A 21,724-nucleotide genomic window follows, 5' to 3' on the forward strand; every position below is an offset into this window, starting at 1 on the left:
TCGACAGCGCTTGTGATTCAATCATTTGTGAGTAGGCGTCCTCGTGATGCCGAGAACGCGGTCAGGCAATATGCTTGTGGCAGATGCAATGCCCCCAGCGGTACAGATGCATATTGTGCAGCAAGTCCTTGGTCGCCGTCGGCACGCCGCTCAGCAGGATCTCTTTCGCGGTCAGGCCGAATACCGCCAGGCTGATCGACGGCGCCAGCGAAACCACGGCATGCCAGGTCCGTTTCGGAATGAACAAGGCATCGCCCTGCTCCACCCGCGCGTACAGTCCCTTGGCTTGCTCCAGCGCGCGCAGCTGTTCCGGATGCTCGTTGAAACGGGCGATATTGATGGTGCTGAGCGTGGCGCCCCAATCGTATTTGTTGGACGGACTCATGAACGCTTCTTCCGAAGGCGGGAACATGACGAATTCCTTGACCCCGCGCGCCTGGCAGAACCAGTTGTTGGGAACGTCGCGGTGCAGTCCGGTGTGGGTGTTGGCCGGCCCCATGAATACCGACTCCCAGGTCCAGCGCCAGCCCGGCCACAAGCTGCGGATATCGAAATCGCTGCGCAGCTGCGGGAAATCTTCCAGGATGCTCCACTGCGCCAGGTAATTGCGGTGCGGCGTAAACGATTGCATGTGCGCCCAGTTGAGATGGAATTCCTCGCCCGGCTGCAACAGGCGCAACCGCTGCTTCGGCAGCAATCCCGCCTGTTCGCTTACCGGCTCCTTGGCAAGCTCTGCCAGCTCGCGCAGATAAGGCGCAATCGGCAGCAACGGCCGTTCCTGGGTTTCGCCCTGTTCGACCAAGCCGTTCTGGAACTTGCGGACCGGCTCCGAGCCGTCTTTATGGCGCAACTGCGCCATCTTTTCAAACGACCAGTTCTGCTGCGCCGGCCAGTCGCGCAAAGCGCCTTTGACCAATAACGGCCGGGTCCGGCTGCCAAAGCCGCCGGCTTGCGCCAGCTCCGATACATCGATTTGTTCCACCAGCTTGAATGTGGGGCCTAGTATTTGTGTCATGTCTGAATGCAGGTTAACGTTGCGGCGGCGCTGCTTGCCGCCTCTCGGCCATGGTTTCTGTCACGGTTCCGGCCACGGTTCGGCCCTATTATGGCGCGATCCCGGAATCTTCGCCGACGGCGACATAGCGCCGCTCGCCGCTGTTCGGGCTGTATTGAACGGCCATCAGGCGGCCTGATTCCGGATCGACGAAGCGTTCCCCGGTTTCCTGCCATGAACCGTCGTCAGGCAGGTGCTTGCGCTTATAGCGCCAGCGCTCCGCCAGCACCGCGACCACCAGAATCAAGCCCCAGGTGGTCAACGGAAACGCCGCCGGCGCGCCGCTCAAGTTGCAAAAAATGCCCGCGCCGGTCAGCAGCACGGCGAATCCAAGCAAGGCCAGGCGCAACATGGTCAAGGCGCCACGGGTTCGATGATCACGGCCGTGCCGTAGGCCACGATCTCACTCATGGTCTGGCCCATTTCGGAAGAGTCGAAGCGCATCATCACCACGGCGTTGGCGCCCATCCGGTGGGCGTTCTTGACCATGCGGTCGACCGCGTGGCGGCGCGCTTCTTCCAGCAATTGCGTGTATTCCGTGATTTCGCCGCCGATGATGGAGCGCAGCCCGGCCATGATGTTGCCGGCCAGCCCGCGGCTGCGCACCACCAGCCCGAATACCTGGCCTTTGACTTCCTTGACGCGATAACCGGAGATATTTTCTGTTGTAACGACGAGCATGTTTCCCTCTTTGCGTATTGCCGGATTTCAATTGTAATTGACTGCAGCAAGCAGGCGGCAACAATTTTGCTCAGGCCGGCATGGCTTGAGGCCTGAGCAAAAGAAGGGAAATACTAGAAAGGAGCGATTCAGCTGCGCAGGAAATTGAGTCCGGGATTGGCCGCGGGCATCGCCGGGAAGACTTGAAGCAGTTGTTGGTCGCTCAGGCGCAGATGGCGTTCGCTGACCTGCGCCAGCACGGAGCGGAAATCCGTGCTGACCGGCAGGTCGCGTCCTTCATGCAGCTGGCCCTCGCCCAGGCCCTGCCAGTCGCCGTGCACCTTGCCGCCGGCGACGCCGCCGCCCAGCACCCACATCACATTGCCATGGCCGTGATCGGTGCCGCCGTTGCCGTTCTGGCGCGCGGTACGGCCGAACTCCGACATCACCACGATGGCGGTGTCGTCGAACATCGGCCCCAGGCCTTGCGCCAACGTCGCCAGGCCCTGCCCCAGAGGCGCCAGCCGGTTGGCCAGCTGGCCTTTGCCGTTGCCCTGGTTGGCGTGCGTATCCCAGCCGCCCAACGCAACGAAAGCGATCTGGATCTTGGGATCGTTGCGCATCAGCTTGGCCAGATGCGCGGCGTCGTTCGGAAAGCCGTTCGGCAATGGCGCGCCGCCGTTAGCAGCCTTCATTTCATCTTGCATGGAAGCCGTCATGACTTCCTTGTGCGCATCGCGGCCGTCCTGGTAGGCGCTGGCGTATTTATCGCTGCCCTGATACATCTGGTCGAAAGCGCTGCCGATCTGCGGCCGGTCGAGTATCGACTGCCTGGTGCCTGCGGCACCCGCCGCCAGGTTAGTGGCCGGCGCCCGGCCGGTGAGGATGCGCGGCATCAGCGGACCGATGCTGATCGCCCGGGTCGGCGTTGCCGTGCCGGGCAAGACCGTCAGCAGGCGGTTCAGCCAGCCGTCCTGCGTCGATTTCCTGCCAGGCGTACCTGATTCAAGATAATCCTGGGCATCGAAATGCGAGCGGGTGGCGTCGGGCGATCCCGAGGCATGGATGAAAGCCAGTTTCTTCTGTTCCCACAGCGGTTGCAAGGAAGCCAATGCCGGATGCAGGCCGAAGTAGCCGTCCAGATCCAGCGCGCCGCCGTCCTGCCCGGGCCGCGCCAGGCCGATGGTCGGACGCAGGCGCGCATAGTTGGCGTCGCCGTATGGCGCGACCACGTTCAGGCCGTCGACCGCGCCGCGCAGCATCACCACCACCAGCTTGCGCCGGGTGGCGCTGCTGTCGTCGCCGACCGCGGCCCAGGCCTGGCGGCCGACCGGGATCACCAGGCTGCCTGTCAGCGCCATCAGCTTCAATAAATTTCTACGGTCCATCATGGTCTCCTGGTGTAGTGTTTCGTACGTAATGGTGCTTAAGAAATGGTGCATTTTCGTGTCAGGCTAGGCGGATGGCCGCCCCACGCAAACCGGAGCGATAGTGGGCTATCGCGAGGATTTGCAACGACGCATGGCGCGAAAAGGCGCCGTTTATTAAGTGGCATTATGTGCGAAGCACTACACCAACATTCAATCTGGTCACTGCTCAGCGCTGCATGAAATCCGGGCTGCCGAGCACCATGGCCGCGCGCAAAGCGGCGGGATTATTGTTGATGGTGGCGCGCGTCTTGGCCGAAATCGCCGGACCGAGCGTGTTCAGCAAAGCGTCGGCGTCGAGCGGCGGCTCGGCAGCGGCGGGCGTATTCGCGGCGTTATTGTCTTGGCCCACGGCCTTGTTCAAAGGCAGTCGCCCGGCTGCCAGCGCGGCAGCAAACGTGATGCGCCGCGCCAGCGCATCCGGATTGAGCCATGCTGCTTCGGTGTTCTTGTAGCCATCCGGCGTTTGCGCGCCGTACAGCGGCATGCCGAGCTGGTTCAAGGCGCCCAGCAAAGGACGGACATTGGCGATCGGCATCTGGCCGGCGCGCGCCGCCGAAATCACATACTGGTAAGGCGTCTTGAACTTGGCGCCGACAGTGCCGGCAGCCATGAATTCAGGACTGTGGAACAAGGTGCGCAATACTTCGCGGATGTTGCCCCTGGTTTCAAGATAGCGCTTGGACATGCGTTCCACCAGCTGCGGCGGAGGATTGTCCTGGACAAAATACTGCGCCAGCTGATAGCTCAAGTGGCGGGCGGTGGCAGGATGCATGGCCAGCACGTCCAGGGCGAACTCCCCTTCGCCTTGGCCCTGGGCGCCGACGTGATGGCCCAGCCATTCCTTGTCGCCCATGTCGTGGCGTTGCGCGTCGAAACGGAAAGTACGGTTGTTGCGCGCCAGCTCGCGCGGATCGAAACTCCAGCCGGTCAGCATGCGCGCCAGTTCAGTCACGTCCTTCTGGGTATAGCCGGCATCCACGCCCAGCGTATGCAGCTCCATCAGTTCGCGCGCATAGTTTTCATTGAGGCCGGTGGCCTTGGCTTTGGGTCCCTGGGCGGCGCCTTTTCTGAATTGCCCCGCCTGGTAATCGTTGCCGGTGGAAAGCCAGTTGTCCAGGTAGAACAGCATGGCCGGATGCTTGGCGGTCGCTCCCAGCAGGTCGCGGAAGGAGCCCAGCACATAAGGCCGGATCGCATCGCGTTCGTAGCTGCCGATCAGGGCCCGGTCCAGGCCCTTGCCGCCGTACACATTGAAGTGGTTGAACCAGAAATCGACCATCACTTCTTCCAGCTGGCGCGGGCTGTCGATGGCGCGGGCGATCCTGGCTTCGGCATTCTGCTCGACGATCTTGCCGACCACCTCGCGCCGCTTTTGCTTGGCGGCGTCGTCGCCGTCATTGGCGACCTTGCGTACCGCCAGGAACTCGGACAGCACTTCGCCGGCGCTGGCGTTGCTGGCGTCGAGCGTACTCAGGCGCTGAGACAGTGCCGTCGGCACGGGAATGCTTTCCGGCTGCAGCTGGCTGTCGATATAACGCTCGATGCCCATCTGCTTGACCCTTTCGATATCGCCCGGCTTGGGACCGTAGCCCAGCCTGTCCAGCACATGCAAGGCCTGTTGATCGCTGGACAAGGGCGCGGCCATCGCCGCCAGGGCGCTGACCGAGAGCAGTGTAAGTACGGCGAAGCGGATGGGCAGTTTCATGGATGGGCACCGGCAGGAATGATCAGGATTGGAAGCAAATGAAATGCCTCTCGCATTGACTACATTAACGCATTTCAGATGAGCCTCTGCCACCACCTAGATGTATCGATTGTAACCAGCTGTAAAGGCCACATTAAGTTACCTCGGCTCACGCAAATCTCGCCCGGAACACGGCGGCAGAAAAAAGCGCAGCCCTCCAATCGGACGGCTGCGCTTTTCCTGTCGGCTCCCTGGCCGGGAGCCCGCTCTCCATTACGGCTGCGACTGCAAGTATTGCTTCACATCGTCGAATGTCACCTTGCCGGACTTGTTGACGTCGATCTTGCCGAAATTGTTAGCCACGTAGCCCAGGCCGCTTTTCTGCGCCTGCTGTTGGGTCAGCGTGCCCGTCTTGGCGACATCGGCGGCATCGAAATTCGATTTCAAACGGCTCATGGCTTGCGCCTTGAGCGTGTCGCCGGTGGATGCCGCTGCGACTGGCGCCGCCGGCCGCGCTGCCGGGAAGAACGGGCCTTCCACACCTTGCTTCGCAATGCCGGCCGGAGTCGCAGCCGTATCGCTGGCCTGCGCCAGGCCTGCCGTTGCACAAAGGGCAAATACCATTAGATAAAATGTATTTTTCATAGGATTTCCTATACGCCTTTCTTCATCATAGTCGATCCGGACGCCGTCGGCGCCGGTTCCGCGTATTGCCTCACGTACCTATGGCGTGCCAGCGGGCCCCATATCCGACCATGGCGCCGGCAGCTCTGCAAACCGCATGGCGCCCCTTATCCGCCGGTCCTGGTAATAATCGACCAGGTCGGCCTTCATGCGCGGCCGCGAGCTGTCGTCCAGGTAAATCATGTGGCCGCCGGCATAATGCGTCACCTGGATGTCAGGCCGGATGCCGGCAACGCTCTTGAGCCGTCCCAGATCTTTCTCGGTCATGAAAAATGGCGTGACCAGGTCGTGGTAGCCGTTTTCAACCAGCACCTTGATATGCGGATTGAGCGTGATTTCGGCCAGCAGGTCGGGCAGCGTATCCGGCACCGGCAGCCCGCCATGGCTGAAATCCCAGTTGCTGTTCGCGCTATTGCTCAAGGTCACGTAGGTGGCGTTCGGCGCCGTGTACTTCAGGTAGTCCGGCAGCTGCTGGCTGAGAATCGCCGGGAACGGCTTGGCGATCAAGGCATCGGACGGATCGGAATCGCCCACCAGCATCGGGCTGTCGTTCGGCGCCGACACGCGGCCGTCATACCCGCCGATGGTGTAGCCCGGCACCAGCGTGGTGTTGAGCGGATTCGCCCCCAGGTAGGCTTGCAAAGCGCTCACGTTGATGTCGCTCTGGCGCGACATCTGCGCATACACGGCGGGTGTCGGGAATACCGGCGGATTGGCCAGGCCCAGGAAGGTCGGGCCGTAAGGCAGGAACTCCGCGTAACGATCAGTCGAGAAATCGCGCATGCGGCGGGCGAAGCTGCGTACGCCGGACGGCGGCGGCGTGACCTGGCCGAAGAATGCTGCAACTTCGGCATAGCCTGGCAGCAGCGATACCAGGTAGTCGGTGGCCCGCTGCAGATCCGATGCGCTCGGATACTGGTCGTTGTAGTCGAGGATGCAAGACTGCAGGATGATGCCGCTCAGTCGTACGCCGGCCTGTTCCAGCAACGGCGCCAGCACATCGGTACGCGGTGTGCCGTACGATTCGCCGTACAGGTAGATCGGCGAATGCGGGCGCGGATTGACCGCAAGATAGCGCAGGATGAAATCGCGCATCACGCCGGCGTCCTGATCGACGCCCCAGAACGTTTGATTGGTATTCGGCAGGACCGCCTCAGAGAAACCGGTGCCCGGCGGATCGATGAACACCATGTCGGTGGTGTCGATCAGGCTCTCCTGGTTATCCACCAGCGGGAAGTTGGGCCAGCCGGTGGTGTACGGATCAGGCGTGGCGACCCGGCTCGGCGCGAAAGAACCCAGGCGCAGCCAGATCGACGAAGATCCGGGGCCGCCGTTATAGAAAAAAGTGACAGGACGCGGCCACGGCCCGCGGTTTTTTGCGGTATAGGCAACGTAGAACATCGAGGCCTCAGGCTTGCCGTTGGCGTCCGTCGCGGTCAGGTGTCCGGTGGTGGTGGCGTAGTCCACGCGCCTGCCGCTTTCGCGATAAGTCAGCTGATGATAGGCGACGGCGGCCTTCTCATTGACAATCGACGCCGCCAGCCCGTCAGCGGGGCCGAATGCGTAGGCTGTGTTATCCATGTAGGGCTGGTCGGGCGGGAACACTTCGGCCGCCGCCGGCGTAGAAAAAATCGCGCAGAGTCCTGCGGCAAGCGCCGCCGCGCGCATGGTCCTTCGGATTGTACGGGGGGCAGTACTGGCATTCATGGGACGACCTGTTTTCATCTCTTGCCCTTTCTTGTTAGAGACATGCCGCCAGGCGGCACAACCGGGTGACTTGACTGACAAAAGCGCTACCGTTACTTCGCCATCGCTTGCTGCGCCAGGTAGTCTCCCGGTCGCCGCCTGCAAGCTGTTGCTACTCTCCCTTTTTACAATTGAACAGACGAACTCTGTCCGCGCGACCGCTTCGGTGCTTCATGGATGGATGCAGATTGGATAGGCAGCCGCAAGATCTTGCGGCCTGGCCGGCGACTCTCACCGCTTCAATAAACCGAGTGAGATTCGACCCCGCCACCTCAAAGGTATACTACAAAAATACATTTCTTCAAGGAAAGTTTCAATTGAGCCGTAGTGCACAGCGCAGAGGCTGGCCGCAGGCAAACGAGGATGCGCCGCAGTGCATGCGGCGAACCGTCCGGCAATCCGTTTTCCCGATTACTTCGACGCCAGGATATCGATTTTTTCGATGGCCGGCGGCTGCGAAAACAGTTCGGCCGACCTGCCTATCAGCGCGGCGGCTACCCGCCCGTTGAGATGAGCCTGGCGGCCCGCCTCGTCAGGAAAAGTGTCGAAGATGCCGTAGGTAGACGGCCCCAGCTTGATGGCGTACCAGGTGGTGGTCGCCAGCTCTTGTTGCACAACTGCCAAGCCGTCGCGCAGAAACTCCTCGACCTCGGCTTCCTTTCCTGGCCGGGCTTCCAGCCTGACGAACAGACCCAGATTAGCCATTGCGACCTCCCGGTGACATGCATGGACGACTAGAGTTTAGCCGTCCCCGCGGGCATTGCAATGCCGCCGGATCAAGCTATCAGACGCGCACCAGCAATTTGCCGATATTCTTGCCCTCGAACAAACTGTTGAGCGCATCCGGCAGATGTTCGAAACCGTCGACATAGGTCTCCTGGAACACGATTTCGCCGCTTTTCACCCAAGGCGCCACCACCGCCAGCATCTCATCCATGCGGCTGGTGTAGTCGCGCGCCAGGATGCCCTGGATGGTGGCGCGCTGGAACAGCATATGCTGCAGGAAGCGCGGACCGAGGTCAGGCGTATCGAGGCCGCCGTCGTACTGGCTGATGGCGCCGCAGATGATGATGCGGGCGCGCCGCTTGATCAGCGGGATGACCGCATCGGTGATAGGGCCGCCGACATTGTCGAAGTAGATATCGACGCCGCCGGTAGCCGCCTGGATCGCAGCGCTCAATGCTTCAGGCGTTGTATGCGCGCGATAGTCGATGGCGCCGTCCAGCTTGAGCGTCTCGGTCAGGAACCGGCACTTCTCCGCGCCGCCGGCGATGCCGATCACGCGGCACCCTGCCCGCTTGCCGAACTGCGCCACCAGCGAACCGACCGCACCCGCGGCTCCCGACACCAGCAAGGTATCGCCCGGACGCGGACGGCCGGCTTCGGTCAGGCCGAACCAGGCGGTGCGTCCCGGCATGCCCAGCACGCCGAGCGCGGTGGAAACCGGCGCAGCGCCGGGATCGAGCTTGGTCAATTCGCTGTGATGGCAACGCGCATACAATTGCCAGCCGCTATAGGCCGATACCCAGTCGCCAGCCTGGTACAACGGGCTGGCCGACGCCACGATTTCGCCGACCACGCCGGCGCGCTGCACGATCCCCAGCGGATGCGGCACATCGTAGGTATTGCGTTCGTGCTGCTGGATGCGGATATACGGATCGACGCTGATGAATTTGGCGCGCAGGATCACTTCATTGGTCGCCAGGTTGCCGTCGAGTTCGCTTTCACGCAATTCGTAATGATCATTGCTGACCCGTCCATCCGGACGCTTGACGTAAAACCACTGGCGGTTCTGGTAGGTGTTGTGCATGTTGGAAGCCTGGTTGCTGTTGGCCTCACAGTGTAGCTAAATTGCCAAAGCTGCGCTGGGCTCGGACATAAAGCGGACTGGACGGCAGCAGCCGGAATCAATTGGTGTGCGTCAGGCCATCCCAACCAGCAACGCCATCATGACGACATCGTCATACCGCCCATCCAGAAACCTTGCTTTCCGCTTCACGCCCTCCACGACGAAGCCATGTTTCCGGTAAAGCCCGATCGCAGCGGCGTTGCCGGCATAGACCTCCAGCTCGACCCGCGTGATGCCGCGGCTCAGGGCGCTTTCGATAGTCGCCGCCAGCAAGGCCTGGCCGACGCCTTGGCCGCGCCAGGATTTGAGCACGCCCATGCCGAGCGTGCCGCCGTGGCCGAAGCCTGGCAAGGGATGGGGCAGGATGTCGCACCAGCCGATCATCTGCTCGCCGTGCACGGCAACGAGTTGTGCATAATCGTTCTTGATATTGTTGGCGACAAAGTTGCTGACCCAGGCCGGCGAGCGCGCTTCTGTCTGTCCTAGGTAAATGCGTTCGCGCGCGATGGCGTCCAGCACCTGGTGGAATTGCGGAGCGTGCTCGGCACGGATCGGCATGATACTGAACATGGTTTCTTTCATCGCGTAGCATTCGCTTTCAACCGGCGCCCCGAGGCGCCTCTTAGGCGATGCTAGCGCAAATCATGCGATATGCCCATGATTGCCTTCATCTGCCGGCAGCACCTTGGCCCACGGAGAAGCTGCTTCATGGCGATTCTCGAAGGCGATAATCTGGGGCAGAAATTGCAAAGTCGCGCCGACCATGTCCAGTCCTTCGACGATCATCTTCCTGTGCCGTTCGCCCAGCGTAAAGGCGAATGCCAGCGATCCGCACGACAGCTGCATCTGTTCCAGGTCGATAAGCAGACGGTGCCTGTTGGTGTTCAATGTCTTCAACAGCAAGGCAACCCGGTCTTGCTCCAGCACGATCAGCAGCAAGCGGTTATTCAACGCATTACTGAAAAAAATCTCGCCGAAGCTGGGCGCAATGACGGCTCCCACTCCCAATTGCTGCAAACCCCATACCGCATGCTCCCGGCTTGAACCGCAGCCGAAGTTGGAGCCTCCGACCAGGATGCTGGCGTCCTTGTATTCAGGACGGTTCAGCACAAAATCCGGCCTGGGACTGCCGTCAGGATGAAAACGCAGGTCGAACAGCACGCCCCGGTCCAGCCCTTCCTTGGTGATCGTGCGCAAGAACTGCTTGGGCATGATCTGGTCGGTATCGAGGTTATCGATCAGCAGCGGCGCGGCGATGCCTTCGATGCGTTTATGCTCAGACATGCTGCTTCTCCAAGTTGCGGACATCGCTGATGCAGCCGCTCAGCGCGGCGGCGGCCGCCATCGCCGGACTCATCAGATGAGTTCGGCCACCCCTGCCCTGGCGGCCCTCGAAATTGCGGTTGGTGGTGGAGGCGCAGCGCTCGCCCGGCGCCAGCACATCGTCGTTCATCGCCAGGCACATCGAGCAGCCCGGCTGGCGCCATTCAAAACCGGCGTCGACGAAGATGGCGGCCAGGCCTTCCTGCTCGGCCTGGCGCCGCACTGCGCCGGAACCGGGAACCACCATCGCCCGCACCGTGGCGGCGACGCGCTTGCCGGCGACGATGGCGGCGGCGATGCGCAAATCCTCGATGCGGCCATTGGTGCAGGAACCGATGAAGACGCGGTCTATCGGCAGGCCGGCAATTGCAGCTCCGGCCGAGAGGCCCATGTATTGCAAGGCCATGGCCGTCGTCGCCGCTGCCTGTTCGTCGCCTGCCAGCGCCGGATCGGGAATCAGGGCATTGACCGCAATCGCCTGGTCGGGACTGGTGCCCCAGGTGACAAACGGCGCGACTTCCTGCGCGGCGAATGCATGTTCGACATCGAATACGGCTTCTTCATCCGAATATAACTGTCGCCAGTCGCCCAGCGCCCGGGCAAAATCCTGCTCGCCAAGATCCTGCGCCTTCGCCCTGACATAGGCATAAGTCGTCTCATCGGGCTGGATCAAGGCCGCCCTGGCGCCCGCTTCCACCGCCATATTGCACAAGGTCATGCGCGCCTCGGCTGACAGCGCCGCTATCGTCGTGCCGGCAAACTCGACGGCGTAGCCGCGCGCACCCTGGGCGCCGATGCGGGCGATGATCAACAGGATCAGGTCCTTGACCGATGTGCCCGCCGGCAGCGCGCCGTCGACCCTGACGCGCATGTCCTGCGCCAGGCGGTAGACCAGGGTCTGGGTCGCCAGGATGTGCTCCACTTCAGAAGTGCCGACACCGAATCCCAGCGCGCCCAGCGCGCCGTAAGTGGTGGTATGGCTGTCGCCGCACAGCACCACCATGCCGGGACGGATCCAGCCGTGTTCGGGCGCGACGATGTGTTCTATGCCTTGTTCTTCATGGTTGGCATCGAACAGCTTGATGCCGAACTCGCGGCAGTTGCGCTTGAGATTGCTGGCCTGCAGCGCCGATGCCGGATCGAGGATCACGCGGTTGTCCACGCTCACCGGATGGGTCGGGATGATGTGCGACACCACGGCAAGCTGCTGGCGCGGCCGCAGCACGCTCCGATGACTGGCGCGCAAGCTGCTGAACGCCTGCGGACTGGTGTATTCGTTCATGATGTGCAAGTCGGCATACAGCAGCACGTGCTGTTCATCCAGTACGGCGACGGTATGGCTGTCGACCAGCTTTCGATATAGCGTGCGATGTGGCATGGTATGGTCTCCGGCGTTCAGTCGTTCAGTCGGCGAGAAATGGCAGGACTTCGGCCAGCAGCTGGTCCGGCGCTTCTTCCGGAATGTAATGGCCGCAGGCCAGCGCCTTGCCGCTCAGATGCGTCGCCAGCTTCTCCCATTCCCGCAGCGGATCGAAGCATTTTCCGATGACGCCGTCGGCGCCCCATAAGACCTTGGTTGCGCACTCGATCTTGTTGCCTTGCGCCAGGTCCAGCCGCTCGTGCTCCAGGTCGATGCCGGCGCTGGCGCGGTAATCCTCGCAGATGCCGTGGATCGTAGCCGGATCGCTCAGGCAGCGCAGGTATTCGGCATAAGCTTGCGGCGTGAACGGCGCCAGGCCGGCGCTGCGGCCACCTATCGTGTGCCTGAGATATTCTTCTGGATGCGAGCCGATCAGCAGTTCCGGGAAAGGCGCCGGGCGGATCAGGAAGAACCAGTGGTAATAAGCCGTGGCGAAAGCCATGCTGGTCTGTTCATACATGGCCAGCGTCGGCGCGATGTCCAGCAGCACCAGCTTGCGCACCGCCTGCGGATGGTCGAGCGCCATGCGGTAAGCCACGCGGCCGCCGCGGTCGTGTCCCATCAGCAGGAATTGCGGAAATCCCAGCTGCGCCATCAGCGCGACCTGGTCCTGTCCCATGGTGCGCTTGGAATAGTTGCTGTGATCCGCCAGGCCGGCGGGCTTGCCGCTGTCGCCATAGCCGCGCAGGTCGGCGGCGACGACGGTGAACTGGCGGGCCAGCCGCTCAGCCGTCTTGTGCCAGATGACGTGGGTCTGCGGATGGCCATGCAACAGCAGCAAGGCCGGGCCGCCGCCGCCCCGGATGTACTTGATCTGCGTGCCGTTGACTTCGGCCACGCCATGCGCGAATCCTGGAAACATTGCTCGCTCTCCTTTTGATGAAGAGATTGTATAGCCGGCGGCTCGATTTATAATTCATTAATATTGATTCTATTATTTCTTTTAGGTTAATAATGAATACGCTTTCCGACCTTGCATTTTTTGCCGCGCTGGTTAAGACCGGAAGCCTTGCCGCGTTGGCGCGCGAACTCGGCGTCACCCCGCCGGCTGTCACCAAAAGGCTGGCCAACCTTGAACAGCGGCTCGGCGTGCGTCTGCTGAACCGCACCACCAGGACCATGAGCGTCACGCACGAGGGTGAGATCTACCTGGCGGACGGCGCCCGCATCCTGGCTGACATCGAAGCGCTGGAACGCACTATCGGCAGCAGCCGGGCGCTGCCCAAGGGACTGCTGCGGGTCAACGCCAGTTTCGGTTTCGGTCGCAGGCATATCGGCCCCGCCGTATCGGAATTCAGCAAGCGCTTTCCGGAAGTCGAAGTGCAACTGCTGCTGTCGGAGCGCCCCCTGAACCTGGCAGACCAGGCTTTCGATATCGGCATCCGCATCGGCGAATTGCCGGACGCGCGCATCATTGCGCGCAAGATCGCCGCCAACCGCAGGCTGCTGTGTGCGGCGCCGGCCTACCTGAAGCAGCATCCGGCGCCGGCCACGCCGCGCGATCTGCAAACCCATGCCTGCATCGTGCTGCGGGAAAACGAGGCCGCCTACGGCAGCTGGCACTTAAGCCGCGGCAAGCGCCAGGAAACCGTCAAGGTGCGCGGCGCCCTCAGCAGCAACGACGGCGAAACCGTACTGGCCTGGGCGCTGGCAGGCCATGGCATATTGATGCGCTCCGAATGGGATGCGGCCCCTTACCTGCGTTCCGGACGCTTGCGCCAGGTGCTGCAGGAATGGGCTCTGCCGCCGTCCGACATTTTCGCGGTCTACCCGGAGCGTCTTAACCTGTCGGCCAAGGTCACTGCCTTTATCGACTTCCTTGCGGCGCGCTTCACAGCCCATCTTCTGCCGCAGAAGGATGGGCGGCACGGCTGGTAGGCATTTCCAGGCTGCCGAACTCGCCGCGCCGGTAAGCCTGCAGCCGGTCATTCATCTGCTCCACGGTATTCATCACCAGCGGCCCGTGCTTGACCATCGGTTCCCTGAGCGCCGGGCCGGACAGAATCACGAAGTGGGCAGGCCCAGCCGCCGTCAACCTGACGGTGCTTGCCTCGGCCACTCCCAGCGCATGGCCTTCCGCCAGCTGCTGGGTGCAGGCAAACGCATCCATGCTCAGGCTGAGCGTTCCCTGCACCGCATAGACCATGGCGTTCCAGCCGGCAGGAATGGCGTGCTCAAAGGTCCCGCCGGCTTCGAGAAAGCCGTCCAGCAGCGTGAACGGCTGCGGCAGCCGCGCCGGCGAGCGCAGGCCCTGGGATTCGCCTGCCGCCACCCTCACCCGTACGCCCGGCGCCCGGAACACAGGCATGTCGGCAGCGTCCACATGCACCGCATGCGGCGCTGTCATTTTCTGCTGCGCAGGCAGGTTGACGAAAATCTGCAAGGCATGCACATGCGGATTCTGGCCTTCCGGCTGTTCGGTATGCACCGCGCCGCGCCCGGCGACAAACCAGTGCAGGTCGCCGGCATGGATCGGCCCCTGGTTGCCGAGCGAATCGTAGTTGTGGTGCGGGCTGGCGGAATCTTCAAACACATAAGTCACCGCCGAGATGCCGGCATGCGGGTGCGGCTCGAAAGTTGGCGCTGTCATGTGGAAGTGGTCCAGCATGACGACCGGATCGACCAGCCCCTGGAAATCATTTTCCGCAAAATGCCTGGCCTTGAAATCCTGGCCGATGTGCATCTCATGCCCTGCGACGATCGGCGAGACGGATAATTTCTTGTTCATGTGAATTCCTCTGTTCCGGATAAGGGATGGCGGCTTTATTTATTGCTGAATGCGCTGTGCAATTGCCAGACCAGGTTGGCGAACGGCATGTCCAGCGCCGCATAGACGTCCTGCGCCTTCGGATCGGTGTTATCCCTCAGCATTTCCACGGCTGCCGTCGCATAGTCGGTCACCGGCACGCCGGCGCCTGCCAGCCGCTGCAAGCCGACGGTGCGCTTGGCGTCATTGAATGTGCCGGAGGCATCCAGCACCACGCGCGCGTCGTAGCCGGCGGCCTTGGCGGACAAGGCCGGGAAGGTGGCGCAGACTTCCAGCGAGACGCCGGCGATCAGGATTTGCTTGCGTCCGGTTTTACGGATCGCCGCTTGCACCTGCGGATCTTGCCAGGCATTGACCACGTTGCGGCTGATCACCGGCACGCCTGGCAAGGCTGCGCGCAGCTCCGGGATGGTCGGCCCCCACATGCCGTCCGGCATGGTGGCCGTCATGATCACCGGCACGCCCAATGCCTGCGCCGCCTTGGCCAGCGCCACCACATTGTGCTTGAGCTCGGCGACGGGCATGTCGCGCACGCCTGTAAACAGGCCGACCTGATGATCGACCAGCAGCAACACAGTGTCGTCGCGCGATTGCGGGGCGAGATAGGCATTGCTGCCCTGGACGCGCACATCGGCTGGGGCGGCTGCTCCAGCGTTGACGGCGAATAACGAGAAAGCCAAGGCGGCAATGGCGCCAGCCTGGATAAATTTGCTGCGTTTCATGTGAATCTCCTTTGCGGAAGCGGTTTTCGATAAGCGGCAATTGCCTTCTTTGCCTGGGATCCATCATGCGCTTGCAACGATCATGGATAAAGGTGCAAAATAACAACCTATCGTTTCGCTGATGGAACGATAAAAACAAACAAGGTATCCGCTTCCATGAATCCTCTGGCGATCGACCTGAATGACCTTTACCTGTTTGCCCAGGTAGTCGAGCGGCGCGGCTTTACCGCGGCTGGCGATGCGCTGGGCATTCCGAAATCGCGCATTTCGCGCCGTATCACGCAACTGGAAGCACGCCTGGGCGCGCGCCTGCTGCAACGCACTTCGCGCCGCATGAGCCTGACCGAGGCTGGCCAGGAACTGTACCGACATTGCGCGGCCATGATCGCCGAGGCCCACGCCGGCGAAGATGCGGTGCGCAAGCGCCTGGGCGAGCCCAGCGGCACGGTGCGCGTCAGCCTGCCGATGGCGATCGCCGACATTGCCTTGCCGCGCCTGCTGCCGCGCTTCATGCAGCAATACCCCAAGGTGCGCCTGATGGTGCAAGCCAGCAACCGCCAGATCGACTTGATTGAAGAAAACATCGATGTCGTGGTGCGCGGGCTCGGCGCCCAGCAGGAGCCCTCAAGCCTGGTGCAAGCCAGCCTCTGTTCGGTGCACTGGGCGCTGGTGGCCAGCCCACTGTATCTGAGCCATAGCGGGCCGATCGACGATCTGCCTGCGCTCGCCGCCGCCGACGCCTTGTACTACGCGCCGCTCAGCGACAGCGACGCCAGCTGGCGCCTGCTGGGACCGGACGAGGCGCGGCACCAGGCGCCGATCGGCAAGCTGCGGCTGCAGAGCGATAATTTATCCATGCTGAAACAGGCGGCGCTGACAGGTATGGGCGTTGCCACCCTGCCGCGCTATGCCTGCACTGCCGAACTGGCTGCCGGCACGCTGCAGGTGGTGCTGCCGGAATGGCGGCCCAAGGCCGGCCATATGGTGGTGCTGTTTCCGTCGCGCCGCGGCCTGGCGCCGGCGGTCAGGGCATTTGTGGATTTCCTCAAAAGCGAATTGCCGGCCGCGCTGGCTTAGGGCTTGTTGGAAAATAAGTCGGGCATTTGGGCGGCGTAGCCGGATGCGATGCAGGCCGCCCAGCGCACCGGCAGCGCCTGACTGATAATATCGGCAATCGACACTGCCTGATTTCTCCATACGAGGTATTTGCATGCGCACACCATCCAATTCCATCCTGGCCTATATCCAGGCCAAGGACGGCAACCGGCCGCACCTGATGGCGTACGCCTTTGCCGAGGACGCCACGCTGGCCATGGCGGTCAACGGCGGCGCCATCGCCTTCCCGCCGGCCACTGCGGGACGCGACAACATCGCCGACGTGCTGGTGCGCCGCTTCGGCCAGACTTACGAGAATATCTACACTTTTTGCCTTGCGGTGCCGCCGAAGAACCAGGAATCCGCATTTTCCTGCGACTGGCTGGTGGCCATGACGGAGAAGGAAAGCCGTGCCGTGCGCGTGGGATGCGGCCGTTACGACTGGTCATTTGCCGAGGAGTCCCATCTGGCGCAAGGTCTGGCTATCACCATAGAAGCCATGCAAACGCTGCCGGCCGACGTTGTCGGCGATGTCATGCAGTGGGTCTCGGTCCTGCCCTATCCCTGGTGTTCGGCCGACGCCGTGATCTCCGGCGCACCCGGCGTCGAAGGCTTGGACCCGGTGCTGGCCTATATCGCATTAAAGGGCCGCTAGTGCGGCTCCGCCGCCGCGCCGGATTGATTCCACCAGCCTCCGCCCAGCGCCTGCAATAGCGCCGCCGTATCGGTGTAGCGCGCCGCTTGCGCCACGGTACGCTCAAGATCGTTCTGCAGGCTTTGGCGCTGGGCGTCGAGCAGGCTCAGATGGCTGACGCCCCCGGCCCGATACTGCTTCAGGGTGACCGCCAGGCTGTAGCGGGATTCCTCAGCCGCCTGCGTCCTTGCCTGCAGCGCCAGCGCATCGTTCTCCAGCGCACGCAGGCTGTCCGCCACCTGCTGCAATGCCTGCAGCACCGTTTGCTGATAGCCGGCCGCGGCCGCATCGTAGGCGGCGACCGCTGAACGTTTCCTGGCGCGCAGCTCGCCACCGTGGAACAAGGGCTGCATCAGCTTCAGGCCAAGGCTCCAGACATTCAGGCTGTCGGCGATGTCGGCGATATGCGTCTGTTCCGCGCCGGCGCTGACGGACAAGGTGAGTTGCGGATAGAGCCCGGCGGTGGCTACGCCGACCTGGGCGCTGGCCTGGTGCAGCGTCGCTTCCGCAGCGCGGATGTCGGGACGCTGGCGCGCCAGTGCCGAAGGCAGGCTCAGCGGCAGCCGCTCCGGCAAGGTCAGCGCATCCAGTTTCAAAGGCGGCAAATCAGCCGCGCCGGGCGCCTGCCCCAGATAAACCGCCAGCTGATGGGTGACCTGCGCCATTTGCTGCCGCAACGCCGGCAACCCTGCTTCGCTTTGCGCCACCAGAGTCCGCTGGTTCTTCAGATCCAGCTCGGCAATGCCGCCCGCGGCCAGGCGCTGCGCCATGATGGCGAGCTGCTGGCGCTGCAGTTCCAGCATCCGTTCGCTGCTGTCGATCTGGGCATGCAGCGCCGCTTGCCTGATCGCTGCCGTGACGACATTGCCGGCCAGCGCCAGGCGCGCCGCCTGCAATTCCTCGGCCTGGTTCTGCGCCTGCGCCTGCAAACCTTCCAGCATGCGGCTGTTGGCGCCGAAGGCGTCGACGGTGTAGGACACATTGAGCGAAGCGTTGTACAGGTTGAACGGGCCGGCCGGCGGCACATGCGGAATCCCCAGCGCAGTGGTGTCGATCTGCTGGCGCGCGCCGCCCAGTTGCAGGTCGGCCCGGGGATAGCGGGTCGCGCCGGTTTCCGCTTCCAGCGTTGCGCCGGCCTGGCGCAGGGTGGCTTTTGCTTGCGCTATCTGCGGACTGTTGGCCAATGCCGTGCGCACCAGCGCATCCAGCTGCGCGCAATGAAACAGCTGCCACCATTGCGCCGGAATATCCATGCCGGCATCAAACTGCTGGGCCGCGCCGCCAGCCCCACTGCTCTCCACCGTGACCTGCGGCTGCACACCGGCTGTGTACTGCGCCACTGCCGGCGCCGCCGGCGCCTGAAAATCCGGTCCGACCGCGCAGGCGCCGAGCGTAGCGCAGATCGCCAGGCACCAGGCTGGCCTTGCTGCTCGCCGCCTGCGGATTCTCATGATTGCTGGTTTCATGACGGTTCCCTCAATCCAGTGTGCGGCGATAGAAGCGCAGCGCAATGCCCATCACGATCACCGTAAACAGCATCAGCGGCCAGACGTTCGGCCACAGATCGACCCAGCCGTTGCCTTTCAGCAGGATGCCGCGTATCAGGCGGTTGAAATACGTCAGCGGCAGCAGGTTGCCGATGAACTGCGCCCACTTCGGCATGCCCTGGAACGGAAACATGAAACCCGACAGCAGGATGTTCGGCAAGAAGTAGAACATGGTCAGCTGCATCGCCTGCAACTGGTTTTGCGCGATCGACGACAAGGTGATGCCGACCGTCAGGCTGGCGGCGATGAACAGCAGCGCCGCCAGGTAGATCGCCGGTACGCTGCCGGCGAACGGCACATGGAACATGAAGCGCGCACCCAGCAGGATGATGCTGGCCTGGATCAGGCCGATGGCGATATAGGGCATGATCTTGCCGGTCATGACCTCGATCGGCGAGACCGGCGTCGCCAGCAGGTTTTCCATGGTGCCGCGCTCGCGCTCACGGGTCATCGAGAGACCGGTCATCATCACCATGGTCATCGACAGGATCACTCCCATCAGGCCGGGCACGACGTTGTACTGGGTCACGCCTTCCGGGTTGTACAGCCGCTGCACTTGGACATCGAAGGCCGGCGCGCCGCCTCTCAATTTCGCCAGCGCCCCTTTCAGGTCCTTGTTGGCTACCGATTGCACCAGCTGCGGCAAGGCCGCCAGCGCCATGCCGGTGGCGGTAGGATCGGTGGCGTCGGCCTCGACCAGCAAGGCCGGCCGCTGGCCGCGCAGCAGGTCGCGCGTGAAGCTGGCCGGGATGTTCAGGACGAACAGCACTTTGCCTTGCGCCAGCGCAGTGCGGGCCGCCGCTTCGTTGGGCAGTTCGGCGACGATGTCGAAATAGTCGGAAGCTTTCATGGCGGCGATGAAGGTACGCGTGAATTCGCTATGGTCGGCGGCGATCACCGCGGTCGGCATGTGCTTGGGATCGCTGTTGATGGCAAAGCCGAACAGCACCATCTGCATCACCGGGATCACGGTGATCATGCGCACCGTGACGCGGTCGCGCATCAGCTGCAGGAATTCCTTGAGGACGATGCTCCACCAGCGGCTGAAGGAGAAGCCGCTCATGGCTGGTCTCCGAAATTATCGGCGGAGCGGTTCATCATGTAGATGAAGACGTCTTCCAGGCTGGTGTCGATCGGTTCCATGCGCAAGCCCTGGCCGGCGGTGATGCGGCGCAAGGTCTGCTCCAGCACGGCGGCGTCCTTGCCGCACACGTGCAGAGAGGTGCCGAACACCACCAGCTGGTCGACTCCGGGCTGCCCGTGCAGCTGCCGGGACAGGCCGACCAGCTTGTTGTCGTCGCTATCGCGGCCGTTATAGATCGCCCAGGTCGTCAATCCCTGGCCCGCCGCCACTTCAACGGCCGTGCCTTGCACCAGCAGCTTGCCGTAGGCCAGGTAAGCCAGCTTGTGGCAGCGCTCAGCCTCGTCCATGTAATGGGTGCTGACCAGCACGCTGATGCCTTCCGCCGCCAGCCGGTGCAGCTCTTCCCAGAAATCGCGCCGCGCAGCCGGATCGACGCCGGCGGTCGGTTCGTCCAGCAACAGCAGCTCCGGCTGGTGCAGCATGCTGGCGGCCAGCGCCAGCCGCTGCTTCCAGCCGCCCGAGAGCGAACCGGCGAGCTGCTTGGCGCGGCTGCTCAGGCCGAGTTTCTCCAGGCTCTGGTCAACCGCTTCCTTGCGCTGCTTCATGCCATAGATGCGCGCCACGAAATCCAGGTTTTCGCGGATGCTGAGGTCGTCCCAGTAGGAGAACTTCTGCGTCATGTAGCCGACCCGCCGCTTGATCTGGTAGCTCTGCTTGATGATATCGAAGCCCATGCAGGTGCCATGGCCGGAATCCGGCGTCAGCAAGCCGCACATCATGCGGATCGATGTCGTCTTGCCGCTGCCGTTCGGCCCCAGGAAGCCGAAAATCTCGCCGCGCCTGACTTGCAGCGACAGGTCTTTCACCACGTGCTTGCTGCCGAAGTGCTTGTTGATGCGGTCGACATCGACCACCAGGTCGCCGCCGGGCCTTTCAGCGACGCTGCGAGTTTCGCTGGCGGCAGTCATGGCAGCTTCACTTCCACGGGTTGCCCCGGGTGCAGCTTGACGGCATCGGCCGGCGCCGGCCGCGCTTCGATCATGTACACCAGCTTGGCGCGCGACTGGTTGCTGTAGATGATGGGCGGGTTGTATTCGGATTCGGTCGATATATAGGAAATGCGCGCCGCCACGCTGGCCTGGCAGCCATCGCAGCTGAGCGTCAGCGCCTGGTTGATGCGGAGCTTCCCAAGCACGGTTTCAGGCACGAAGAAGCGGATCTTGACGTTTTCCGGCGGCAGCATGCGCAGTACCGGGTTGCCGGCGGCCACCCATTCGCCTTCCCGATACATGGTGTCGAACACCAGTCCGGCACGGGTTGCGCTTATCGTCTTTTGTCCCAGCTTCCAGTCGGCCTGGTCCAGCACTGCCTGCGCAGCGGCGACCTGCGCCTGCTGCGCCCGTACCTGGGCCTCGCGGCTGGGCAGGCGATCCACCGTCAGCTGGCTTTGCCACTGCCGGACCTGGGCGCTCGCCGTCTCGGCTGCCGCGCGCGAATCGTCCAACTGCTGGCGGGCGATGCCGCCGGCCTGGAACTGCAGTTCGTCGCGCCGTAACTGCAGCGCGGCTTTGCTGGCCGCCGCTTGGGCTTGCGCCAGTTGCGCCCGCGTCACGTCCTGCTCCTGCGGCCGCCTGCCGCTCTGGATATCCACCAGCTGCGCCTCGGCGGCTTTCAGCTGGCGCTGCGCCTGGTTGCGGGCGGCGATTTCATCGCCCGCTTCCAGTGCGAACAACGGCGCGCCCAGCGCCGCCTGCTGGCCGCGCTGCACCGACAGGCGATCCAGCCGTCCGCTTTGGGAAGAGGCGACGTACACATACTCGCCTTCGACATAGCCCTGCCAGTCGTTGTCGCTGGCCGCTGTGCAAGCCGTCAGCGCCAGCCAGCCGACAACTGCCGCCGCCATCGCTGCAGGGCGGGAAAACTGCTTGAGATGCTCGGCCAGGCTGTAGCGCATGGAAAGTCTCC

Annotated in this window: 22 protein-coding genes; 3 read left to right on the top strand and 19 right to left on the bottom strand. The window is 63.0% G+C overall.

All coding sequences use genetic code 11. The annotated features are described in order from the left end of the window. Positions 1-61: 61 nt before the first annotated feature. The 13 genes from KHU30_RS03870 to KHU30_RS03930 form a co-directional block, all read right to left on the bottom strand. Positions 62-1,015, bottom strand: a complete 954-nt coding sequence (locus KHU30_RS03870) for a cupin-like domain-containing protein (RefSeq protein WP_211441301.1) — start codon at positions 1,013-1,015, stop codon at positions 62-64. A gap of 88 nt (positions 1,016-1,103) precedes the next feature. Beyond that, the gene (locus KHU30_RS03875; RefSeq protein ID WP_211441302.1) at positions 1,104-1,406 is read right to left on the bottom strand and encodes a hypothetical protein; all 303 of its coding nucleotides are present in this window, start codon (positions 1,404-1,406) and stop codon (positions 1,104-1,106) included. A gap of 2 nt (positions 1,407-1,408) precedes the next feature. Continuing rightward, positions 1,409-1,735 (bottom strand): YbjQ family protein, encoded by a 327-nt coding sequence (locus KHU30_RS03880; RefSeq protein WP_098496913.1) that lies wholly within the window; start codon positions 1,733-1,735, stop codon positions 1,409-1,411. A 128-nt stretch (positions 1,736-1,863) separates the two neighbouring features. After that, on the bottom strand, positions 1,864-3,105 hold the full coding sequence (locus KHU30_RS03885) for a DUF1501 domain-containing protein (protein WP_230427173.1): 1,242 nt from the start codon (positions 3,103-3,105) through the stop codon (positions 1,864-1,866). 205 nt (positions 3,106-3,310) lie between these two features. Next, on the bottom strand, positions 3,311-4,849 hold the full coding sequence (locus KHU30_RS03890) for a DUF1800 domain-containing protein (RefSeq protein ID WP_211441303.1): 1,539 nt from the start codon (positions 4,847-4,849) through the stop codon (positions 3,311-3,313). Positions 4,850-5,101: 252 nt separating this feature from the next. Further along, a complete protein-coding gene (locus tag KHU30_RS03895) occupies positions 5,102-5,473 on the bottom strand; it encodes an EF-hand domain-containing protein (protein ID WP_211441304.1) in 372 nt (123 codons plus the stop codon). Positions 5,474-5,551: 78 nt separating this feature from the next. Then, positions 5,552-7,180, bottom strand: coding sequence for a S10 family serine carboxypeptidase-like protein (locus KHU30_RS03900; RefSeq protein ID WP_230427174.1), 1,629 nt, complete (start codon positions 7,178-7,180; stop codon positions 5,552-5,554). 489 nt (positions 7,181-7,669) lie between these two features. Then, complete coding sequence (locus KHU30_RS03905; RefSeq protein WP_211441306.1) at positions 7,670-7,963, bottom strand: putative quinol monooxygenase; 294 nt, start codon at positions 7,961-7,963, stop codon at positions 7,670-7,672. 79 nt (positions 7,964-8,042) lie between these two features. Continuing rightward, positions 8,043-9,068: an NADP-dependent oxidoreductase gene (locus KHU30_RS03910; RefSeq protein WP_211441307.1), complete on the bottom strand. Its 1,026-nt coding sequence runs from the start codon at positions 9,066-9,068 to the stop codon at positions 8,043-8,045. Positions 9,069-9,179: 111 nt separating this feature from the next. Beyond that, the gene (locus KHU30_RS03915; RefSeq protein WP_211441308.1) at positions 9,180-9,677 is read right to left on the bottom strand and encodes a GNAT family N-acetyltransferase; all 498 of its coding nucleotides are present in this window, start codon (positions 9,675-9,677) and stop codon (positions 9,180-9,182) included. A 72-nt stretch (positions 9,678-9,749) separates the two neighbouring features. Continuing rightward, the gene (gene leuD / locus KHU30_RS03920; protein ID WP_211441309.1) at positions 9,750-10,391 is read right to left on the bottom strand and encodes a 3-isopropylmalate dehydratase small subunit; all 642 of its coding nucleotides are present in this window, start codon (positions 10,389-10,391) and stop codon (positions 9,750-9,752) included. Beyond that, entirely contained in the window at positions 10,384-11,808 is a 1,425-nt protein-coding gene (gene leuC, locus KHU30_RS03925) for a 3-isopropylmalate dehydratase large subunit (RefSeq protein ID WP_211441310.1), read from the bottom strand. The genes leuD and leuC overlap by 8 nt, the downstream gene beginning before the upstream one ends. Before the next feature lie 25 nt (positions 11,809-11,833). Next, the gene (locus KHU30_RS03930; RefSeq protein ID WP_211441311.1) at positions 11,834-12,712 is read right to left on the bottom strand and encodes an alpha/beta fold hydrolase; all 879 of its coding nucleotides are present in this window, start codon (positions 12,710-12,712) and stop codon (positions 11,834-11,836) included. 92 nt (positions 12,713-12,804) lie between these two features. On the opposite strand from KHU30_RS03930, the gene KHU30_RS03935 reads away from it, so the two are divergent. Next, a complete protein-coding gene (locus KHU30_RS03935) occupies positions 12,805-13,728 on the top strand; it encodes a LysR family transcriptional regulator (protein ID WP_211441312.1) in 924 nt (307 codons plus the stop codon). Here the strand turns inward: KHU30_RS03935 and KHU30_RS03940 are convergent. Both KHU30_RS03940 and KHU30_RS03945 read right to left on the bottom strand, forming a co-directional pair. After that, complete coding sequence (locus tag KHU30_RS03940; protein WP_230427175.1) at positions 13,682-14,578, bottom strand: pirin family protein; 897 nt, start codon at positions 14,576-14,578, stop codon at positions 13,682-13,684. The genes KHU30_RS03935 and KHU30_RS03940 overlap by 47 nt on opposite strands. 35 nt (positions 14,579-14,613) lie before the next feature. Beyond that, complete coding sequence (locus tag KHU30_RS03945) at positions 14,614-15,339, bottom strand: isochorismatase family protein (RefSeq protein ID WP_211441313.1); 726 nt, start codon at positions 15,337-15,339, stop codon at positions 14,614-14,616. 156 nt (positions 15,340-15,495) lie between these two features. On the opposite strand from KHU30_RS03945, the gene KHU30_RS03950 reads away from it, so the two are divergent. Both KHU30_RS03950 and KHU30_RS03955 read left to right on the top strand, forming a co-directional pair. Beyond that, positions 15,496-16,416: a LysR substrate-binding domain-containing protein gene (locus KHU30_RS03950; protein ID WP_211441314.1), complete on the top strand. Its 921-nt coding sequence runs from the start codon at positions 15,496-15,498 to the stop codon at positions 16,414-16,416. 133 nt (positions 16,417-16,549) lie between these two features. Next, positions 16,550-17,089, top strand: a complete 540-nt coding sequence (locus KHU30_RS03955; protein WP_211441315.1) for a hypothetical protein — start codon at positions 16,550-16,552, stop codon at positions 17,087-17,089. Here the strand turns inward: KHU30_RS03955 and KHU30_RS03960 are convergent. Genes KHU30_RS03960 through KHU30_RS03975 form a run of 4 tightly spaced genes read right to left on the bottom strand, consistent with a single transcriptional unit; the run spans position 17,086 to position 21,713 of the window. Beyond that, positions 17,086-18,594 carry an efflux transporter outer membrane subunit gene (locus tag KHU30_RS03960; protein WP_211441316.1) on the bottom strand — a complete coding sequence of 503 codons (1,509 nt, stop codon included), beginning with the start codon at positions 18,592-18,594 and terminating at the stop codon, positions 17,086-17,088. The two genes, KHU30_RS03955 and KHU30_RS03960, sit on opposite strands and share 4 nt — an antisense overlap. Before the next feature lie 10 nt (positions 18,595-18,604). Beyond that, positions 18,605-19,738 (bottom strand): ABC transporter permease, encoded by a 1,134-nt coding sequence (locus KHU30_RS03965; RefSeq protein WP_211441317.1) that lies wholly within the window; start codon positions 19,736-19,738, stop codon positions 18,605-18,607. Then, positions 19,735-20,727 carry an ABC transporter ATP-binding protein gene (locus KHU30_RS03970; RefSeq protein WP_211441318.1) on the bottom strand — a complete coding sequence of 331 codons (993 nt, stop codon included), beginning with the start codon at positions 20,725-20,727 and terminating at the stop codon, positions 19,735-19,737. The genes KHU30_RS03965 and KHU30_RS03970 overlap by 4 nt, the downstream gene beginning before the upstream one ends. Continuing rightward, positions 20,724-21,713: an HlyD family secretion protein gene (locus KHU30_RS03975; protein ID WP_211441319.1), complete on the bottom strand. Its 990-nt coding sequence runs from the start codon at positions 21,711-21,713 to the stop codon at positions 20,724-20,726. The genes KHU30_RS03970 and KHU30_RS03975 overlap by 4 nt, the downstream gene beginning before the upstream one ends. Between the last annotated feature and the right edge of the window lie 11 nt (positions 21,714-21,724).

The sequence above is a fragment of the Collimonas humicola genome (assembly GCF_018304945.1).
Lineage (GTDB): Bacteria > Pseudomonadota > Gammaproteobacteria > Burkholderiales > Burkholderiaceae_D > Collimonas > Collimonas humicola.

What these genes read in the sequence shown, in the direction of transcription:
- KHU30_RS03870 (WP_211441301.1), bottom strand. Translation starts at nt 1,015, where the DNA reads ATGACACAAATACTAGGCCCCACATTCAAGCTGGTGGAACAAATCGAT.
- KHU30_RS03875 (WP_211441302.1), bottom strand. Translation starts at nt 1,406, where the DNA reads ATGTTGCGCCTGGCCTTGCTTGGATTCGCCGTGCTGCTGACCGGCGCG.
- KHU30_RS03880 (WP_098496913.1), bottom strand. Translation starts at nt 1,735, where the DNA reads ATGCTCGTCGTTACAACAGAAAATATCTCCGGTTATCGCGTCAAGGAA.
- KHU30_RS03885 (WP_230427173.1), bottom strand. Translation starts at nt 3,105, where the DNA reads ATGATGGACCGTAGAAATTTATTGAAGCTGATGGCGCTGACAGGCAGC.
- KHU30_RS03890 (WP_211441303.1), bottom strand. Translation starts at nt 4,849, where the DNA reads ATGAAACTGCCCATCCGCTTCGCCGTACTTACACTGCTCTCGGTCAGC.
- KHU30_RS03895 (WP_211441304.1), bottom strand. Translation starts at nt 5,473, where the DNA reads ATGAAAAATACATTTTATCTAATGGTATTTGCCCTTTGTGCAACGGCA.
- KHU30_RS03900 (WP_230427174.1), bottom strand. Translation starts at nt 7,180, where the DNA reads ATGCGCGCGGCGGCGCTTGCCGCAGGACTCTGCGCGATTTTTTCTACG.
- KHU30_RS03905 (WP_211441306.1), bottom strand. Translation starts at nt 7,963, where the DNA reads ATGGCTAATCTGGGTCTGTTCGTCAGGCTGGAAGCCCGGCCAGGAAAG.
- KHU30_RS03910 (WP_211441307.1), bottom strand. Translation starts at nt 9,068, where the DNA reads ATGCACAACACCTACCAGAACCGCCAGTGGTTTTACGTCAAGCGTCCG.
- KHU30_RS03915 (WP_211441308.1), bottom strand. Translation starts at nt 9,677, where the DNA reads ATGTTCAGTATCATGCCGATCCGTGCCGAGCACGCTCCGCAATTCCAC.
- leuD (WP_211441309.1), bottom strand. Translation starts at nt 10,391, where the DNA reads ATGTCTGAGCATAAACGCATCGAAGGCATCGCCGCGCCGCTGCTGATC.
- leuC (WP_211441310.1), bottom strand. Translation starts at nt 11,808, where the DNA reads ATGCCACATCGCACGCTATATCGAAAGCTGGTCGACAGCCATACCGTC.
- KHU30_RS03930 (WP_211441311.1), bottom strand. Translation starts at nt 12,712, where the DNA reads ATGTTTCCAGGATTCGCGCATGGCGTGGCCGAAGTCAACGGCACGCAG.
- KHU30_RS03935 (WP_211441312.1), top strand. Translation starts at nt 12,805, where the DNA reads ATGAATACGCTTTCCGACCTTGCATTTTTTGCCGCGCTGGTTAAGACC.
- KHU30_RS03940 (WP_230427175.1), bottom strand. Translation starts at nt 14,578, where the DNA reads ATGAACAAGAAATTATCCGTCTCGCCGATCGTCGCAGGGCATGAGATG.
- KHU30_RS03945 (WP_211441313.1), bottom strand. Translation starts at nt 15,339, where the DNA reads ATGAAACGCAGCAAATTTATCCAGGCTGGCGCCATTGCCGCCTTGGCT.
- KHU30_RS03950 (WP_211441314.1), top strand. Translation starts at nt 15,496, where the DNA reads ATGAATCCTCTGGCGATCGACCTGAATGACCTTTACCTGTTTGCCCAG.
- KHU30_RS03955 (WP_211441315.1), top strand. Translation starts at nt 16,550, where the DNA reads ATGCGCACACCATCCAATTCCATCCTGGCCTATATCCAGGCCAAGGAC.
- KHU30_RS03960 (WP_211441316.1), bottom strand. Translation starts at nt 18,594, where the DNA reads ATGAAACCAGCAATCATGAGAATCCGCAGGCGGCGAGCAGCAAGGCCA.
- KHU30_RS03965 (WP_211441317.1), bottom strand. Translation starts at nt 19,738, where the DNA reads ATGAGCGGCTTCTCCTTCAGCCGCTGGTGGAGCATCGTCCTCAAGGAA.
- KHU30_RS03970 (WP_211441318.1), bottom strand. Translation starts at nt 20,727, where the DNA reads ATGACTGCCGCCAGCGAAACTCGCAGCGTCGCTGAAAGGCCCGGCGGC.
- KHU30_RS03975 (WP_211441319.1), bottom strand. Translation starts at nt 21,713, where the DNA reads ATGCGCTACAGCCTGGCCGAGCATCTCAAGCAGTTTTCCCGCCCTGCA.